The sequence below is a fragment of the Pseudomonas marincola genome, assembly GCF_900116605.1.
Lineage (GTDB): Bacteria > Pseudomonadota > Gammaproteobacteria > Pseudomonadales > Pseudomonadaceae > Aquipseudomonas > Aquipseudomonas marincola.
Map to the genome: position 1 here is coordinate 1 of NZ_FPBC01000020.1, position 16,435 is coordinate 16,435.

At 57.6% G+C, this 16,435-nt stretch carries 16 protein-coding genes; 12 read left to right on the top strand and 4 right to left on the bottom strand.

Annotated elements, in window-relative coordinates; genetic code table 11:
* From BM395_RS21550 to arcC, 5 genes are all read left to right on the top strand, one after another.
* Window positions 1–543, top strand: a 543-nt coding sequence (locus BM395_RS21550) for a TRAP transporter large permease subunit (protein ID WP_141124122.1), incomplete at its 5' end; no start/stop codon positions are given.
* A 340-nt stretch (window positions 544–883) separates the two neighbouring features.
* The gene (arcD, locus tag BM395_RS21555) at window positions 884–2,311 is read left to right on the top strand and encodes an arginine-ornithine antiporter (protein ID WP_069902387.1); all 1,428 of its coding nucleotides are present in this window, start codon (window positions 884–886) and stop codon (window positions 2,309–2,311) included.
* A gap of 26 nt (window positions 2,312–2,337) precedes the next feature.
* Window positions 2,338–3,591 carry an arginine deiminase gene (arcA, locus tag BM395_RS21560; protein WP_069902386.1) on the top strand — a complete coding sequence of 418 codons (1,254 nt, stop codon included), beginning with the start codon at window positions 2,338–2,340 and terminating at the stop codon, window positions 3,589–3,591.
* A 95-nt stretch (window positions 3,592–3,686) separates the two neighbouring features.
* Window positions 3,687–4,697 carry an ornithine carbamoyltransferase gene (locus BM395_RS21565; protein ID WP_090515585.1) on the top strand — a complete coding sequence of 337 codons (1,011 nt, stop codon included), beginning with the start codon at window positions 3,687–3,689 and terminating at the stop codon, window positions 4,695–4,697.
* A 71-nt stretch (window positions 4,698–4,768) separates the two neighbouring features.
* Window positions 4,769–5,698 (top strand): carbamate kinase, encoded by a 930-nt coding sequence (gene arcC, locus BM395_RS21570; protein WP_069902384.1) that lies wholly within the window; start codon window positions 4,769–4,771, stop codon window positions 5,696–5,698.
* Window positions 5,699–5,775: 77 nt separating this feature from the next.
* Here the strand turns inward: arcC and BM395_RS21575 are convergent, their stop codons facing one another.
* Complete coding sequence (locus tag BM395_RS21575; RefSeq protein ID WP_425287663.1) at window positions 5,776–7,398, bottom strand: acyl-CoA synthetase; 1,623 nt, start codon at window positions 7,396–7,398, stop codon at window positions 5,776–5,778.
* Between the two features lie 255 nt (window positions 7,399–7,653).
* On the opposite strand from BM395_RS21575, the gene BM395_RS21580 reads away from it, so the two are divergent.
* The 3 genes from BM395_RS21580 (at window position 7,654) to BM395_RS21590 (ending at window position 11,316) form a co-directional block, all read left to right on the top strand.
* Window positions 7,654–9,561 (top strand): beta-ketoacyl synthase, encoded by a 1,908-nt coding sequence (locus BM395_RS21580; protein ID WP_069902382.1) that lies wholly within the window; start codon window positions 7,654–7,656, stop codon window positions 9,559–9,561.
* Window positions 9,562–9,830: 269 nt separating this feature from the next.
* Complete coding sequence (locus tag BM395_RS21585) at window positions 9,831–10,826, top strand: LLM class flavin-dependent oxidoreductase (RefSeq protein ID WP_090515589.1); 996 nt, start codon at window positions 9,831–9,833, stop codon at window positions 10,824–10,826.
* A gap of 70 nt (window positions 10,827–10,896) precedes the next feature.
* Window positions 10,897–11,316: an SRPBCC family protein gene (locus BM395_RS21590; protein ID WP_090515591.1), complete on the top strand. Its 420-nt coding sequence runs from the start codon at window positions 10,897–10,899 to the stop codon at window positions 11,314–11,316.
* 39 nt (window positions 11,317–11,355) lie between these two features.
* Here BM395_RS21590 and BM395_RS21595 read toward each other — a convergent pair whose 3' ends face one another.
* Both BM395_RS21595 and BM395_RS21600 read right to left on the bottom strand, forming a co-directional pair.
* On the bottom strand, window positions 11,356–11,769 hold the full coding sequence (locus BM395_RS21595) for a PA0061/PA0062 family lipoprotein (protein WP_090515593.1): 414 nt from the start codon (window positions 11,767–11,769) through the stop codon (window positions 11,356–11,358).
* 54 nt (window positions 11,770–11,823) lie between these two features.
* A complete protein-coding gene (locus BM395_RS21600) occupies window positions 11,824–12,231 on the bottom strand; it encodes a PA0061/PA0062 family lipoprotein (RefSeq protein WP_090515595.1) in 408 nt (135 codons plus the stop codon).
* 66 nt (window positions 12,232–12,297) lie between these two features.
* On the opposite strand from BM395_RS21600, the gene BM395_RS21605 reads away from it, so the two are divergent.
* Both BM395_RS21605 and BM395_RS21610 read left to right on the top strand, forming a co-directional pair.
* The gene (locus BM395_RS21605) at window positions 12,298–13,419 is read left to right on the top strand and encodes an aminopeptidase (protein WP_090515598.1); all 1,122 of its coding nucleotides are present in this window, start codon (window positions 12,298–12,300) and stop codon (window positions 13,417–13,419) included.
* A gap of 167 nt (window positions 13,420–13,586) precedes the next feature.
* Window positions 13,587–13,817, top strand: a complete 231-nt coding sequence (locus BM395_RS21610; protein ID WP_069902376.1) for a DUF1161 domain-containing protein — start codon at window positions 13,587–13,589, stop codon at window positions 13,815–13,817.
* Between the two features lie 15 nt (window positions 13,818–13,832).
* Here BM395_RS21610 and BM395_RS21615 read toward each other — a convergent pair whose 3' ends face one another.
* Complete coding sequence (locus BM395_RS21615) at window positions 13,833–14,480, bottom strand: HAD family hydrolase (RefSeq protein WP_090515600.1); 648 nt, start codon at window positions 14,478–14,480, stop codon at window positions 13,833–13,835.
* Between the two features lie 211 nt (window positions 14,481–14,691).
* Here BM395_RS21615 and BM395_RS21620 point away from each other — a divergent pair, with 211 nt between their 5' ends.
* Window positions 14,692–16,017, top strand: a complete 1,326-nt coding sequence (locus BM395_RS21620; RefSeq protein WP_090515602.1) for a sulfite oxidase — start codon at window positions 14,692–14,694, stop codon at window positions 16,015–16,017.
* 8 nt (window positions 16,018–16,025) lie between these two features.
* On the top strand, window positions 16,026–16,400 hold the full coding sequence (locus tag BM395_RS21625) for a hypothetical protein (protein ID WP_069902374.1): 375 nt from the start codon (window positions 16,026–16,028) through the stop codon (window positions 16,398–16,400).
* Window positions 16,401–16,435 lie beyond the last annotated feature (35 nt).

Sequence of the window (16,435 nt, forward strand, 5' to 3'; positions counted from 1 at the left end):
GCAGGCTTTGTCGCGCTGTTTGTCTATAAAGACCTGACCTTCCGCGAATGCCCGAAAGTGCTGCTCGACTCCGGCAAGCTGACCATCATGCTGATGTTCATCATTGCCAACGCCATGCTGTTTGCTCACGTACTGACCACCGAGCAAATCCCGCAGACCATCACCGCGTGGGTGATCGAAGCCGGCCTGCAGCCGTGGCAGTTCCTGCTGGTGGTGAACATCGTGCTGTTGATAGCCGGTGCGTTCATGGAGCCTTCGGCGATCATCCTGATCCTGGCGCCGATCCTGTTTCCGATTGCGGTGGAGCTGGGCATCGACCCGATCCATCTGGGCATCATCATGGTGGTCAACATGGAGATCGGATTGATAACCCCGCCGGTGGGCCTGAACCTGTTCGTAACCTCAGCGGTGACCGGTATGCCGCTGACTCAGGTTATCCGCGCCGCCTGGCCTTGGCTGATGCTGCTGCTCGGATTCTTGATGGTGATCACCTACATCCCGGCTGTTTCAATGGCGCTGCCGAACTGGCTGGGCATGAACTGACCGCTTGACAGCGCATGCTAATGCCCTGCCGGAAACCAACGGCAGGGCATTACCTGAGCAAGTGCAAAAAAGGATGCCGCTGTAAGAATTAGATTCAAAATTTAAGCCACTGATTCATCTAGGAAAATCCCAAGCCCGGCCTCTGCGCCGGGCTTTTTCATGCCCGCAACTTGCGATAAGTCCTACAGCTTCTATCGTTTTCAACTCAGAAAACAAAAAAACAAACCACTGACCAAAGAACTAGTTGTTTAGTTGATTTGAACTGACTTAAGTCAACACGCTGTCATTAATCAGAGCGCCTAATAGTTGCAAGAAACATTTTGTCGCAGGGAGAACGATTATGTCAGAACCCACCCAAAAACTTCGCCTCGGCGCACTGATTGCGCTGGTTGTAGGCTCAATGATCGGGGGAGGAATCTTCTCTCTCCCGCAAAATATGGCGGCCAGTGCCGGCGCCGGTGCCGTTTTAATCGGCTGGGGCATTACCGCTGTCGGGATGCTAGCCCTGGCCTTTGTATTCCAGACGCTGGCTAACCGAAAGCCAGAACTCGATGCCGGGGTTTATGCCTACGCCAAAGCCGGCTTTGGCGACTACATGGGTTTCTCATCCGCCTGGGGTTACTGGATCAGTGCCTGGCTGGGAAACGTCAGCTACTTCGTTTTACTGTTCAGCACCCTCGGCTACTTCTTCCCGGTGTTCGGTGAAGGCAACACGGTTGCGGCGATCGTCGGCGCATCAGTGGTGCTCTGGGCCGTACACTTTTTGGTACTTCGCGGCATCAAGGAAGCGGCTTTCATCAACTTGATCACTACCGTGGCCAAGGTCGTCCCGCTGATCATGTTTGTGGTGATCACCGCCGTAGCCTTCAAGATGGATATTTTCACATCCGACTTCTGGGGCCGTGGCAACACCGATCTGGGCACTGTGATGGATCAGGTGCGCAACATGATGCTGGTCACCGTGTGGGTGTTCATCGGTATTGAGGGCGCCAGCATTTATTCGGCCCGTGCCGAAAAGCGCTCAGATGTCGGTAAGGCCACCGTTATTGGCTTCATCGGTACATTGTTGCTGCTGGTGATGGTCAACGTACTATCGATGGGCATCATGAGCCAGCCAGAACTGGCTGAGCTGAAAAACCCTTCAATGGCTTATGTGCTTGAGCACGTAGTAGGCCACTGGGGCGCCATCCTGATCAGTGTTGGTCTGGTGATTTCTCTGCTCGGTGCTCTGCTTTCCTGGGTGCTGTTGTGCGCTGAGATCATGCACGCTGCGGCGAGCGATCACACCATGCCCAACTTCCTCAAGAAGATCAGCTCCAAAGGTGTGCCAACCAATGCGCTGTGGCTGACCAACATTCTGGTCCAGGCGTTCCTGATAATCACCCTGTTTGCCGCCAGCACTTATACCAGCCTGCTGTACCTGGCAACTTCGATGATTCTTATCCCTTACTTCTGGTCGGCCGCCTACGCCGTGTTGATCGGGGTTAAAGGTGAAACCTACGAGCAAGATCCCGGCGCCCGCAAGAAGGATCTGATCATCGGCGGCATCGCGTTGATCTACGCCATCTGGTTGCTGTATGCCGGCGGCTTCAAATACATCCTGTTATCTGCACTGCTGTACGCACCCGGTGCGCTGCTGTTCGCCAAAGCCAAGCGCGAACAGAACCTGCAAGTCTTCACTGCAATTGAAAAGGTCATTGTCGTTGCCACCGTATTGGGCGCTGCCTTTGCCGCTTACGGCCTCTACGACGGCTTCCTGACCCTTTAATAGCCTTTATAGCAAGGAGAAAAGACATGTCCAAAGTCAAATTAGGCGTTCACTCCGAAGTTGGTAAATTACACAAAGTGATGGTCTGCTCACCCGGTTTGGCGCACTTGCGCCTCACCCCAAACAACTGCGATGAGCTGCTTTTTGATGATGTGATCTGGGTAAGCCAGGCCAAGCGTGACCACTTCGACTTCGTCACCAAAATGCGTGAGCGCAACATCGAAGTGCTGGAAATGCACAACCTGCTGACCGAGACACTGAAGATCCCAGCCGCGATGGACTGGATTCTCGAACGCAAGCTGACCGCCAACCAGATTGGCACCGGCCTGACCGATGAAGTTTCCAGCTGGATGCGCAGCCTTGATCCACGCGCACTGGCTGAGCATCTGATCGGCGGCGTATCAGTGACCGACCTGATCAACGCACTCGGCGCCAGCAAAGAACTGACCATGCTGGGCGATTTCATCGGCGAGTCGAGCTTCATCCTGCCGCCACTGCCCAACACCCAGTTCACCCGTGACACCACTTGCTGGATTTACGGCGGCGTTACGCTCAACCCAATGTATTGGCCAGCGCGCCGTCAGGAAACTCTGCTGACCAGCGCCATCTACAAGTTCCACCCAGACTTCACCAACGCGGAATTTGAAGTGTGGTACGGCGATCCAGATCTGGATCACGGTATGGCCACCCTTGAAGGCGGCGACGTTATGCCAATCGGTAACGGCGTAGTATTGGTCGGCATGGGTGAGCGCAGCTCGCGTCAGGCCATCGGCCAACTCGCACAGAACCTGTTCGCCAAAGGCGCTGCCGAGAAAGTAATCGTGGCCGGCTTGCCTAAATCACGCGCAGCCATGCACCTCGATACCGTGTTCAGCTTCTGCGACCGTGACCTTGTCACTATCTTCCCGGAAGTGGTTTCACAGATTGTGCCCTTCACCCTGCGCCCGGATGAAAGCAGCCCGACCGGCATGAACATCCGCCGCGAAGAGAAATCTTTCCTCGACGTAGTTGCCGACTCACTGAACCTGAAAAAACTGCGCGTCGTACAAACCGGCGGCGACAGCTATGAAGCTGAACGCGAGCAGTGGGACGACGGCAACAACGTGGTCTGCCTCGAACCTGGCGTGGTGGTTGGCTACGACCGCAACACCTACACCAACACTCTTTTGCGCAAAGCCGGTGTTGAAGTTGTCACCATCAGCGCCAGTGAACTCGGTCGCGGCCGTGGCGGTGGCCACTGCATGACCTGCCCGATCCTGCGCGATCCGGTCGACTATTAAAAAGCAATGTTAGGCGCTTACGAGGCGCAACTCGCCAAACCAGCCACAAGCTGTACTGGTAGGCCTGAAATTCTTGAATTCATGGAGATTTAATCATGGCTTTTAACATGCACAACCGTAACCTGCTCAGCCTTGTTCATCACACTGAGCGTGAACTTCGCTATCTGCTCGACCTGTCTCGCGACCTTAAGCGTGCCAAATACACCGGCACCGAGCAGCAGCACCTGCAGCGTAAAAACATCGCGCTGATTTTTGAAAAGACCTCCACTCGCACACGCTGTGCGTTTGAAGTGGCCGCCTACGATCAAGGCGCAAATGTCACCTATATCGACCCGAACTCCTCGCAGATCGGTCACAAAGAAACCATGAAAGACACGGCGCGCGTTTTGGGCCGTATGTATGACGCCATCGAGTATCGCGGCTACAGTCAGGAAATCGTTGAAGACCTGGCCCAATATGCAGGCGTACCGGTATTCAACGGCCTCACCGATGAGTATCACCCAACCCAGATGCTGGCAGACGTGCTGACCATGCGCGAGAACTGCGACAAGCCTCTGCACGACATCAGCTATGCCTACCTGGGCGACGCCCGCAACAACATGGGTAACTCGCTGCTGCTGGTTGGCGCCAAGCTGGGGATGGATGTGCGCATCGCCGCGCCTAAAGAGCTGATGCCAGACCCTGAGTTTGTGGCGCAGTGCGAAGAGTTCGCCAAAGCCAGTGGCGCACGCATCACTCTGACCGAAGACCCGAAAGAAGCCGTCAAGGGCGTCGACTTCATCCACACCGACGTCTGGGTGTCGATGGGCGAGCCAGTTGAGGCATGGGGCGAGCGCATCAAGCTGCTGCTGCCTTATCAGGTCAACAGCGACATGATGAAGGCCACCGGAACTCCACGGACCAAGTTCATGCACTGCTTGCCTGCGTTCCACAACACCGATACCAAAGTCGGCAAGCAGGTTGCCGAAAAGTATCCGCACCTGGCAGGCGGCATCGAAGTGACTGAAGAAGTTTTCGAGTCCCCTGCGTGCATCGCGTTTGAGCAAGCAGAAAACCGCATGCACACCATCAAAGCCATTCTGGTTTCAACTCTCGGCGACGTCTAAGCGCCCGCCCGCAACGCCGTGCGTCCTGCACGGCGTTGTTGCTTCACTGAATCCCTTTTGGAGGTATTAGCATGCGTATCGTCGTCGCTCTGGGCGGGAACGCCCTGCTCCGTCGTGGTGAACCCATGACGGCTGACAACCAACGTGAAAACATCCGTATCGCTACCGAACAAATCGCCAAAGTTGCCCCCGGCAATGAGCTGGTGATTGCCCACGGTAACGGCCCGCAAGTCGGCCTGCTGGCACTCCAAGGTGCTGCTTACAAAGCCACCAGCCCTTACCCGCTGGACGTGCTGGGCGCAGAAACAGAAGGCATGATCGGCTATATGATCGAACAGGAGCTGGGCAACCTGCTGCCGTTCGAAGTGCCATTCGCCACCCTGCTTACCCAAGTTGAAGTAGACCCGAAAGACCCGGCGTTCAAGAACCCGACCAAGCCAATTGGCCCGGTTTATTCGAAGGAAGAAGCCGAAGCGCTGGCGGCCGAAAAAGGCTGGAGCATTGCCCCCGATGGCGACAAGTTCCGCCGGGTTGTACCCAGCCCACGGCCTAAGCAGATTTTCGAAATCCGCCCGGCCAAATGGCTGCTCGAAAAAGGCGCGGTGGTGATCTGTGCAGGCGGCGGTGGCATTCCCACCATGTACGGTGAAGACGGCAAGCTACAAGGCGTTGAAGCGGTAATCGACAAAGACCTGTGCTCGGCACTGCTCGCCGAACAACTTGAAGCCGATTTGCTGGTCATCGCCACAGACGTGGAAGCAGCCTTTATTGACTGGGGCAAGCCCACGCAAAAAGCCATTGCCGAAGCCAGCCCGGATGAACTCGACAAGCTCGGCTTTGCTGCCGGCTCAATGGGGCCGAAAGTGTTGGCTGCCAGCGAGTTTGCCCGCAACACTGGCAAGACCGCCGTTATTGGTTCGCTGGCGCAGATTGACGCCATCGTTCAGGGCGTTGGCGGCACCCGGGTCAGCACCGATAGCAAGGAAGTGCGTTATCACTAAGCGCTCGGCATGAAGCCGGGTTCTAGTGTCAACCAACCAGCGCTGCGCGGCCATCACCGCCCAGCGCTGGTTGCGTTTCAGGCCAGCGCTTTGGCCTGCTCACGCAAGACGAATTTCTGCACCTTGCCAGTCGAGGTTTTCGGCAGTTCGCAAAACACCACTTTGCCAGGCACTTTGAAGCGCGCCATGTGATGCTGGCAAAACTTGATGACCGACTCCTCGGTCGACTCAGTGCCGGGCTTGAGGGTCACGAACGCACACGGCGTTTCACCCCAGCGCTCGCTGTGCATGGCCACCACGGCGGCTTCAAGAATGTACGGATGGCGATAGAGCACATCCTCGATCTCGATGGACGAGATATTTTCCCCGCCGGAAATGATGATGTCTTTTGAGCGGTCCTTGATCTCGACATAGCCATCGGCATGCCACACGGCCAGATCACCTGAATGAAACCAGCCGCCGGCAAAGGCTTCAGCCGTTGCGGTCGGGTTTTTCAGATAGCCCTTCATTACCACGTTGCCGCGCATGAATATCTCGCCAATGGTTTCGCCATCACGCGGCACCGGCTGCAGCGTTTGCGGGTCGGCGACCATCAGCTCATCAAGCAATGGCGCACGCACGCCTTGTCGCGACTTGTAACGCGCACGCTGCTCGGGCGCTTCGCTGTCCCATTCATCCTGCCACTCGCACACCACACTCGGCCCGTATGTTTCGGTCAGGCCGTAAACGTGGGTGACCTGAAAACCCTGCGACTCCATCGCCTCGATCACCGCAGCGGGTGGCGGCGCTCCCGCGGTCATGACTTTCACCGGGCGGGTTTTCAACGCTTTAAGCTCAGGCGTTGCGTTGGCCAGCATGTTCATGACAATCGGCGCGCCACAAAAATGATCGACTTCATGCTCCGCCAGCGCTGGGAAAATCGCCTCGGCGCGCACGTGACGCAGGCACACATTGGTTCCAACGTAGGCTGCCAGCGCCCAAGGGAAACACCAGCCGTTGCAGTGGAACATCGGCAGCGTCCACAAATACACCGGGAAGCGCGTCATGTCCCAGCACATGGCATTGGACAACGCATTGAGGTGCGCGCCACGGTGGTGATACACCACACCTTTGGGATTGCCGGTGGTGCCCGAGGTGTAATTCAGCGCGATGGCTTGCCATTCATCCGCCGGCAGCTGCCATGCATAGTCCGCATCGCCTTCGGCCAGAAAAGCTTCATAGTCGAGTTCGCCGATCAACTGGCCCTCATCGTACTCAACGTCATCGATGCCAATAATCAGCGGGCGGTTGGGCATGTGACTGGTTGCCCGTTGAGCGACCTCGGCAAACTCCTTATCCACCATCAACACCTTGGCTTCGCCGTGCTGGAGAATAAAGCCGATGGCTTCGGCATCCAGGCGGGTGTTGATCGCGTTGATCACCGCGCCGCACATCGGCACACCAAAATGCGCTTCAAACATCGCAATACCATTCGGTGCAATCACCGCCACGGTATCGCCGAGGCCAATGCCGCGCTTGGCCAGTGCTGAAGCCAGACGAACGCTGCGGGTGTATGTTTCGCCCCAGGTTTGCCGCTGGCGGCCATTAATCAGTGCGACTCGCTGTGGATAAATACTTGCCGCACGCTCCAGAAAACTCAGCGGGCTGAGTGCCTGAAAGTTCGCAGCTTCTCGCGGCATGCCGTATTCGTAAGGGTTGATGGCGTTCATTTTTATTCTCCTGCGCACCATTACGCTGAACTTATGGTCATAACCCTATCAGTTGCATGGCTTTATTTGATCCTCTACCTTGGTCGAAACAGTGACTTCCAAGTCATACTTCGCGTCAGCATAGGCATCCGAACGGTTAAACCGGCGTGAGTCTGTGTTAGTTACAGTCTTGCAGCTGCACCCCAGACGAGCTGAATCGCTTCATCTGCGCTCGCCTGGTGTACTTATTTGAGGAGTTACCGCGTGATGTCTCGCTTACCCGTTATTGTTGGTTTTGGTGGTTATAACGCAGCCGGCCGCAGTTCTTTTCACCACGGTTTCCGGCGTACGGTAATCGAGTCGCTCGACCTGGCCAGCCGCCAGGCCACCCTTGCAGGCCTCGCGGTGCTGATGAAACTGGTGCGCGTGGTAGACGGCCAGTATCAGACCCATGAAGGCACCGAACTGACATTAGCCGAGATCGACGAGCAATTCGCTCAAGTGATTCTGGCCTCGACACTGGTTCGCCGCATCGACAAGAAATACCTCGATGTTGATGCGGCCCACTGGCAAAAAAACATCACCATCGACGCCACTGCCGGCAACCCGCTGAGCTTCATCACCCTGCGCAAACAGTTGCCAGATCCGCTGCCCTCGGACTGGACAGTGGAAGACCTGAGCGCCAGCGAAGTGCGGGTTACTCTGTATGACAGCTGCGACTTCAAGATCGACAGCTACCGCGCCTTGCCGGTGAAATCGGCCGGGCAATTGCCTACAGGTTTCGAGCCGAGTGAACTCTACAACGCCCGCTTCCACCCGCGCGGCCTGGCCATGACAGTCGTCGGCGCCACCGATGCGCTGCGCTCGACTGGCATCGACTGGCAAACCATCCTCAAGCACGTCGCGCCCGATGAAGTGGCGGTGTTCTCTGGCAGCATCATGAGCCAGCTGGACGAAAACGGTTACGGCGGCCTCATGCAGTCGCGCCTCAAGGGCGGGCGCGTAACGGCCAAGCAGTTGCCGCTGGGCTTTAACAGCATGCCCACCGACTTCATCAACGCCTACGTGCTGGGCAGTGTCGGCACCACCGGCAGTATTACCGGCGCGTGCGCAACCTTCCTGTATAACCTGCAAAAAGGCATCGAGCACATTCAGTCCGGCAAGGCGCGCGTGGTGCTTGTGGGTAACAGCGAGGCGCCGATCACTCAGGAATGCATCGAGGGTTATGGCGCCATGGGCGCACTGGCGACCGAGGAAGGCTTGCGCCAGATTGAAGGCACCGACGACGTCAACTTCCAGCGCGCCAGCCGCCCGTTCGGCCATAACTGCGGTTTCACTCTGGCCGAATCATGCCAATACGTGATGCTGATGGACGACGAGCTGGCCATGGAGCTGGGCGCAGACATTCACGGCGCTGTGCCGGATGTATTTATCAACGCAGACGGCTTCAAGAAATCGATTTCAGCACCTGGCCCGGGTAATTATCTGACCATGGCCAAGGCCGTAGCCAGCGCCACGCAGATTCTCGGCGCAGAGGCCGTGCGCACGCGCAGCTTCGTCCACGCCCACGGCTCCAGCACACCAGCCAACCGCACCACTGAATCCGACCTACTCAACCGGATTGCCGCCACCTTCGGTATCGAAAGCTGGCCAATCACCGCCGCCAAGGCATTCGTCGGCCACTCACTGGCAACCGCCAGTGGCGATCAGGTTATCTCGGCCCTCGGCACCTTCAAGTACGGCCTGCTGCCCGGCATTAAAACCATCGATAAAGTGGCCGATGATGTGCACCAGCAACACCTGAGCATTGCCATCAAAGATCGTCAGCTGGGCGAGCAGGCGATGGATGTGTGCTTCGTCAATTCCAAGGGCTTTGGCGGCAACAACGCCAGCGGCGTGATCCTCGCGCCACACGTTGCCGAACGCATGCTGCGCAAGCGCTACGGCGAAGCGGCATGGGGCAATTACGTTGAACGCCGCGAGCAGACCCGCCGCAATGCCGAAACCTATGAGCGCAATGCCCTGCTCGGCCAACTCGACATCATCTACAACTTCGGCAATGACATGATCGATGACAGCCACATCGAACTGGGCACCGAACAAATCAGCATCCCCGGTTTCAGCCAGCCGCTGGTGTTCAAGAAAGATGATCGCTACAAAGACATGCTCGACTGAGTGAAACGGGGCGGCCAGCCAACCTGCCGCCCCGCTCCCCGAAACACCGTCCCCTCGCCGCGCACGGCAATTCCAACCGATTGGTTGATCACTGGGCTGTGCACGCTTTTATCCACAGGCTGGCTGGACGCCAAGGGCCGTTGATCACGACTCATTGCCCGCGCACCTTGGAATCTGCAAATAAAACCCCACTATTTAACTCAGGCATGTTTTCCCGCAGCGCGGCACCGAAGTGTCGAACGCTTAGCGCAACCGAATAGGCAGGGCTCATGAGTGAATTAGCAAAGACCAAGATTTCAATCCTCGACCTCGCACCGATTCGTGACGACGGCGGTCCGCAGCAGGCCCTGCATAACTCACTGGCGCTGGCTCAGCATGCCGAGCGGCTGGGTTACGAGCGATTCTGGGTGGCTGAACACCACTACATGGATGGCATCGCCAGTTCGGCCACGGCTGTACTGCTCGGGTATCTGGCGGCAGGCACTTCGACCATTCGCCTCGGCTCTGGCGGCGTAATGCTGCCCAACCACGCGCCATTGGTGATCGCCGAACAGTTCGGCACACTCGCCACCTTATATCCAGGGCGCATTGAACTGGGCCTGGGCCGTGCGCCAGGCGCTGACCAATACACCGCGCATGCACTGCGTCGTGAGCGTTCCGGCAGCGCCGATGATTTCCCGGCTGATGTCGAAGAGTTGCAAGGTTATCTCGGCCCACGCACGCGCAATCAACGCGTCGTCGCCATGCCGGGCGCAGACACCAACGTACCGATCTGGCTGCTCGGTTCGAGCCTGTTCAGTGCGCAACTGGCCGGCATGAAAGGTTTGCCTTACGCGTTCGCCTCGCACTTTGCTCCGCGCATGATGCACGAGGCGATCCGGGTTTATCGCAATCACTTCAAACCCTCCGCCACCCTCGACAAGCCTTACGTAATGCTCGGGGTGCCGCTGGTTGCCGCCGATACCGATGAGCAGGCAGATTATTTGGTGACCTCGGTTTATCAGCGCATTCTGGCGCTGATTCGCGGCCAGAGCCTGGTCCAGCGCCCGCCCGTCGACAGCATGGAAGGCCTGTGGCTGCCGCACGAACGCGCCGCTGTAGGAGATTTTCTGGGCATGGCAGTGGTTGGCGGTCCGGAGAAAGTGCGCGCCCGCCTTGATGTGCTGCTGGAGCAAACCGGTGCTGACGAGCTGATATTTACCGGCGACCTGTACAACTTCGACGATCGCCTGCGCTCATTCGAAATTCTCGCGCAGCTACGCTAGGGTCTTTAAAGGCCTCGCCCCGGGCGAGGCCAGCCATTCGACGTGACCCAACCCAGTCAGGAGTCTGAGCATGGCAACCCTTTACCATCAGTTGATGATCAACGCGCCCGCCGCCAGGGTTTTCCAAGCACTCTCAACCATAGAGGGCATTGGCAGTTGGTGGGACACGCCCAAAGCCGGCGAACACGAACAGCTGGCCGCATGGTTATTCGAGCCGGGCGCAGGCCACGACGTGCTGATAATGGCCGTCGATGAGTCTGTACCGAACAGCCGCATACTGTGGCGCTGCGTTAGCGAGCATGAAGAATCGAGCCCGGCATCGGCCTGGTTTGGCACCGGAATCGTCTTTGAGCTGGCGGCCAACGCCGACAAAACCATGCTGGAGTTTCGCCACGCCGGCTGGGACGAATCGAATCGCTACCTCGGCTTCTGCAACTTCCAGTGGGCGATGTCACTCAAGGCGCTCAAGGACTACTGCGAACGCAGGTGAAACCCGGCCATGGAAAATATGCCCGGGCGTTGAGTGCGGCTAGAACGTACCGCAACGCAGAACTTCACCGCGGGCTAGCTCATTGCGCTGTTCGTCATAAAGAAATGCCTGCGCGCTGCGCATGAGTGAACGCGCCTCCAGCCGGTAATGCTGGCCGGCGGCAAAGCTGTCGTAGCGCACACGAATTTCGCAGGTCACCTGAGTCGGTTCCGACATGTAACCACCGCCGCCATTGACCTCGAACTGAAAGCGCGAGATCAACTCATGGGCGCCGGGGCTGACCTCGAAATAGCGGCCATCGTCCCAGCGTTTACCGTCCAGCTTATCCGCCATCAAAAGCTCCCCGGCCACGGCAAAAGGCTCAACCCAGGCCTTGCCGGGATCAGGTGCGGGTAACGGTGAAGAACAACCGGCCAGAACCAGCAGGCCGGTGGCAATGGATATGCGGCGCATGGTCACGCCTCCTGAATAGAGAGTCTCACTCAAGCATAGCTGGCTGCGCCCGGGTTATCCGCAACGACCTTCCTTGGCGCGGGCAAGCTCCTGGTTATGTTCATCATAAAGTTTGGCCCAGGCGCGGAATCCGGTATTTCCGGCTTCCAGACGGTAGCGCTCTCCCTTGGCAAAGTCGGCGTAGACCAATTTCACCTCGCAGCGCCGGCTCAAGGCGGAACTGCTGGAGCCCACATTGCTGCCATCGACCTTGAACAATACGCGCGCAACCAGTTCATGGCGGCCAGGCGTTACCTGAAAATATTCCCAGTCATCGACCGGCTTATCGTCGACTTTATAAGCAAACAGGCGATTATCGCGATTGGTGCTCAAATCGACCCAGGCCTGCTCGGAATCATAGGCCCACATATGGGCACAGCCACTCAGCAACAACACACCCGCAACCAGTAACGGACCACGCATACAGAGACTCCAGAGCAAAGTGCGTCAGGCTGGCGAAATCACCTGCGATTGCAGTAGTGTCCCGCCATGCCCAAATTCATATCACCCCTACTCGACCGCCTCTCACTGCGCTGGGTTCCCCTGCTCGGGGCTTTGGCGCTGAGCGGTTGCAGCAGCGTCGACTATTACAGCCAGCTTCTCAGCGGCCAGTACGCCTTGCTCAGCAGCCGCGAGCCGGTTGCCGAAATCGTCGCCAACCCGGCACAAAATCCGCAGTTACGTAAGCGCCTGGCCCTCTCACAGCAGGCCCGCGACTTCGCCAGCAGCGCACTGGCATTGCCGGACAACAACAGTTATCGCCTGTATGCCGATATAAAGCGGCCGTTTGTGGTGTGGAATGTATTCGCAACGCACGAGTTCTCGCTGGAGCCAGAGCTGTATTGTTTCCCCATTGCCGGCTGCGTGGCGTATCGCGGCTTCTATGACCAGAATCGCGCACGCGGCGCCAAAGCCCTGCTGCAACTGCAGGGGCTCGACACGTACATGGGCGGGGTCGAGGCCTACTCGACGCTGGGCTGGTTCGATGACCCGATTCTCAACACCATGCTGCGCTGGAGTGATCAGCGGCTGGTGGCGGTTATCTTCCATGAATTAGCCCATCAAAAACTCTATGTGCCAGGCGACACGGCGTTCAACGAATCCTTCGCCACATTCGTCGAGCAACAAGGCTGGCGGCAGTGGCATCAAGCTCATCCGGATTCAGCTGCGCAGGCGCCAAACCAGCAAGTGTTAAAGCAGCGCGCTGAATTTACCGAGTTGGTGCTGGCCAGCCGTGAACGCCTGAAAACGCTCTACGCCAGCGGCCAGACACCCGAACAGATGCGCGCTGGGAAACAGGCCGAATTCGAACAATTACGCCGCAACTACCGCGCGCTACGCGACAGCCAATGGGGCGGCACAGGCGCTTACGACAGTTGGATTGAAGCGCCGATGAACAACGCCAAACTGCTGCCATTCGGCCTCTACGACCAGTGGGTTACAGCATTTGCCGTGTTGTTCGAGCAAGCCAATGGCGACTGGACCAAGTTCTACTCACAAGCTGCAAAAATAGGCGCCCTGACTCCGGATGAACGCAAGGCGCGGCTTGAGCAATTGCAACAAACCGCAGCGCCGCAGAGCGCACAGGACACTGACGGACCGCAGCTGTAGTTGTTGGGCTGACGATATCTGCAAACAGAGCGCGGGTACGGCATCGGCGGCCATTGGCATTTCACAGATGCCTGCAAAACAAACCCCTGTGGATAAAACTAGTGGCTAATCGCCGTGTCCAAACAATATCAATCGATGTTTGCGAGGCAATTACCATGAAACGCGCGATGCAAAAATGCAGCGCTGTAATTCTCCTGACCCTGCTCAGCAGCGCAGCGCTGGCCGCAGTCAAACCCTGCGAAGAGCTTAAGCAGGAGATTGAGGAAAAAATTCAGGCTGCCGGCGTGGCCAGCTACACGCTGGAAATCGTGCCTAACGATGAGGTCAGCGATGAGACGATGGTGGTGGGGAGCTGCGATGGCGGCACCCAGAAAATCATCTATCAGCGCAACGACTGACCAGCCGTCATCTGGCTAGTCAGCAAACGCCTGATGCAGCTGCATGACCGACTCGAAATTATAGTTCGGGGCTTGTGCTTCAAGCTCTTCACGGCTGCCGAATCCGTAGCCAACCGCCGCCACATCAAGGCCATTTTGCTGCCCGCCGATAAGGTCGTGCTTGCGGTCGCCAATCATCAGCGAACGTTCGGGCGCGATGCCTTCGCACGCCAATAGATGGGCAATCAACTCGACCTTATTTGTGCGGGTGCCGTCCAACTCACTGCCGTAGATCACCTTGAAGTGACGCGAGAAATCGAAGTGTTCGGCGATCTTGCTGGCAAACACTGTGGGTTTGCTGGTCGCGATGTACAGGGTTCGCTGCTGCGCCTCAAGCATGTGCAAAAGCTCGCTGATACCGGCAAACACCTGATTCTCATACAGCCCGACATCGGCAAACCGCTCCCGATAGAAGTTCACCGCCTGCCAGCCACGGGCCTCGTCCATCGCGTAGGTCTGCATAAAGCACTGCAGCAGCGGCGGGCCGATAAAGTGTTCAAGCGCCTGTAAATCCGGCTCATCAATTCCCAGTCGCGCCAGGGCGAACTGCACCGAACGGGTGATGCCCTCACGCGGGTCGGTGAGTGTGCCATCGAGGTCAAACAGAATATTCTGGTAATGCATAAGCCGCCCGCGCAAAGCCGAGAGTATGAAGTGGCGCCACCTTACAAAAAAGCGCGCGCCGATCAAACCACTAGCGAGCATCTGGACCACAACCATTCAACTATCTGGCCGTTGTGCATGGCGCATCTGGTGGTCATTGTCAGACTGCAAAGTACAGCGCCCGATAGATTTCGCCGCTGCCAATGACAATAAAAACCAAGAGAGGCCGAGCATGTCGAAAGAGGTTAAGCCGACCGAACGTGGCATTCACGCGTTATATGCCGAAGATCCGTTGAAAGCAGAGAAGCTATTGTGGGACCGCGAACCTGAGTCTGATCGCCGCGGATTTCTCAAACGCAGCAGCTTGCTGGCGATGGCCTCCGCCTTGGGAGCAAGTATTCCTTTCGCCCGTTACTTGCCGCTGGGCATGATCCCCGCCGGTCTGGCACATGCTGAGGAGCCGTTCAGCATTGAGGGCAAAGATGGCCTCAAGGTGCTTAACGACCGACCGCTGAACGCCGAAACACCGGCCCACTTATTGGATGATGCAATCACCCCGGCGCGGCATATGTTTGTCCGCAACAACGGTATTGTGCCGGCACCCAAAGAGCTGGATGCCGCCAACTGGACGCTGGAAATTGCTGGCGAGTCCTGCGTTACGCCGACCACCTTCTCGATTGCCGATTTACAGTCGCGCTTCAAGCACTACACCTATCAACTGGTGATTGAGTGCGGTGGCAACGGCCGCAGCGAGTTTGTGCCTGCTGCCAGCGGCAACCAATGGACAGTGGGCGCCGTCGGCTGCCCAACCTTCACCGGCGTGCGCTTGCGTGACGTTCTTGAAGCCTGCGGGATCAAGAAGGATGCGGTGTATATCGGCTATTACGGCGCCGATTTACACCCAAGTGGCGACCCGAGCAAACATGCCATATCGCGCGGCGTGCCCATGTCCAAGGCGTTGGAGGATGAAACCCTGATTGCCTGGGCAATGAACGATCAGGCAATCCCTTATCTCAACGGCCAGCCATTGCGACTGGTCTGCGGCGGCTGGCCTGCCTCGACATCGGGCAAGTGGCTGAAAAAGATTGTGGTGCGCAACAAGGTTCACGATGGCAACAAAATGGCAGCGCCGTCTTACAGCGTGCCGAAATACCCGGTGGCGCCCGGCAGCGAAGTGCCGCCTGAAGACATGCAGATTATTCACTCGATGCCGGTGAAGTCGCTGATCACCTTCCCCAAATCCGGAATCAGCCAACCACTCGATAAAACGTTGCAGGTACGTGGTCACGCATGGGCGGGCGACCTTGAAGTGAGTGAAATGCATGTATCCACAGACTTCGGCGTAACCTGGCAAAAGGCCAAACTCGAAGCGCCGGCGAATCGTCTGGCGTGGCAGCACTGGAGCGCCGACCTGAGCTTTGCCGAAAAGGGCTATTACGAGGTTTGGGCGCGGGCAGTCGACAGTGAGGGCAAATCGCAACCGATGCTGGTCCCCGGCTGGAACCCCAAGGGCTATTTGAATAACGCCTGCCATCGCATCGCGGTGCAAATTGTTTAGGAGAACCCATGGCCCACTCAATTACCTTAGGCCTGGTCATGCTCGGGTTGTTATCGGCACCCGTTCATGCAGCCGAAACCGATCCGGCAAGCGGCCTGATCATCGCTGAGGGCTGGGAAACCGTGCGCAATAACTGCACGGCGTGTCACTCGGCCAAACTGGTTACGCAGAACAGTGGCAGCCGCCAACATTGGCTCTCACTGATTCGCTGGATGCAGGACAAACAAGGGCTTTGGCCCTTTGACCCGAAAACCGAGACGGTGATTCTCGACTACTTGAGTAGCGAGTATGGTGCCAAGGCCGAAACCCGGCGACCGGCGCTGCTGGCCGAACAACTGCCGGATAATCCTCTGCGCAAACCCGCCGCTAAACCGGCGCAGTAAAACCATGTGCCCGGCCCGCAATGCGGGCCGGATAC

Bases quoted from the DNA above. Each gene is read 5' to 3' on its own strand.
- arcD (WP_069902387.1), top strand. From the start codon at position 884: ATGTCAGAACCCACCCAAAAACTTCGCCTCGGCGCACTGATTGCGCTG.
- arcA (WP_069902386.1), top strand. From the start codon at position 2,338: ATGTCCAAAGTCAAATTAGGCGTTCACTCCGAAGTTGGTAAATTACAC.
- BM395_RS21565 (WP_090515585.1), top strand. From the start codon at position 3,687: ATGGCTTTTAACATGCACAACCGTAACCTGCTCAGCCTTGTTCATCAC.
- arcC (WP_069902384.1), top strand. From the start codon at position 4,769: ATGCGTATCGTCGTCGCTCTGGGCGGGAACGCCCTGCTCCGTCGTGGT.
- BM395_RS21580 (WP_069902382.1), top strand. From the start codon at position 7,654: ATGTCTCGCTTACCCGTTATTGTTGGTTTTGGTGGTTATAACGCAGCC.
- BM395_RS21585 (WP_090515589.1), top strand. From the start codon at position 9,831: ATGAGTGAATTAGCAAAGACCAAGATTTCAATCCTCGACCTCGCACCG.
- BM395_RS21590 (WP_090515591.1), top strand. From the start codon at position 10,897: ATGGCAACCCTTTACCATCAGTTGATGATCAACGCGCCCGCCGCCAGG.
- BM395_RS21595 (WP_090515593.1), bottom strand. From the start codon at position 11,769: ATGCGCCGCATATCCATTGCCACCGGCCTGCTGGTTCTGGCCGGTTGT.
- BM395_RS21600 (WP_090515595.1), bottom strand. From the start codon at position 12,231: ATGCGTGGTCCGTTACTGGTTGCGGGTGTGTTGTTGCTGAGTGGCTGT.
- BM395_RS21605 (WP_090515598.1), top strand. From the start codon at position 12,298: ATGCCCAAATTCATATCACCCCTACTCGACCGCCTCTCACTGCGCTGG.
- BM395_RS21610 (WP_069902376.1), top strand. From the start codon at position 13,587: ATGCAAAAATGCAGCGCTGTAATTCTCCTGACCCTGCTCAGCAGCGCA.
- BM395_RS21615 (WP_090515600.1), bottom strand. From the start codon at position 14,480: ATGCATTACCAGAATATTCTGTTTGACCTCGATGGCACACTCACCGAC.
- BM395_RS21620 (WP_090515602.1), top strand. From the start codon at position 14,692: ATGTCGAAAGAGGTTAAGCCGACCGAACGTGGCATTCACGCGTTATAT.
- BM395_RS21625 (WP_069902374.1), top strand. From the start codon at position 16,026: ATGGCCCACTCAATTACCTTAGGCCTGGTCATGCTCGGGTTGTTATCG.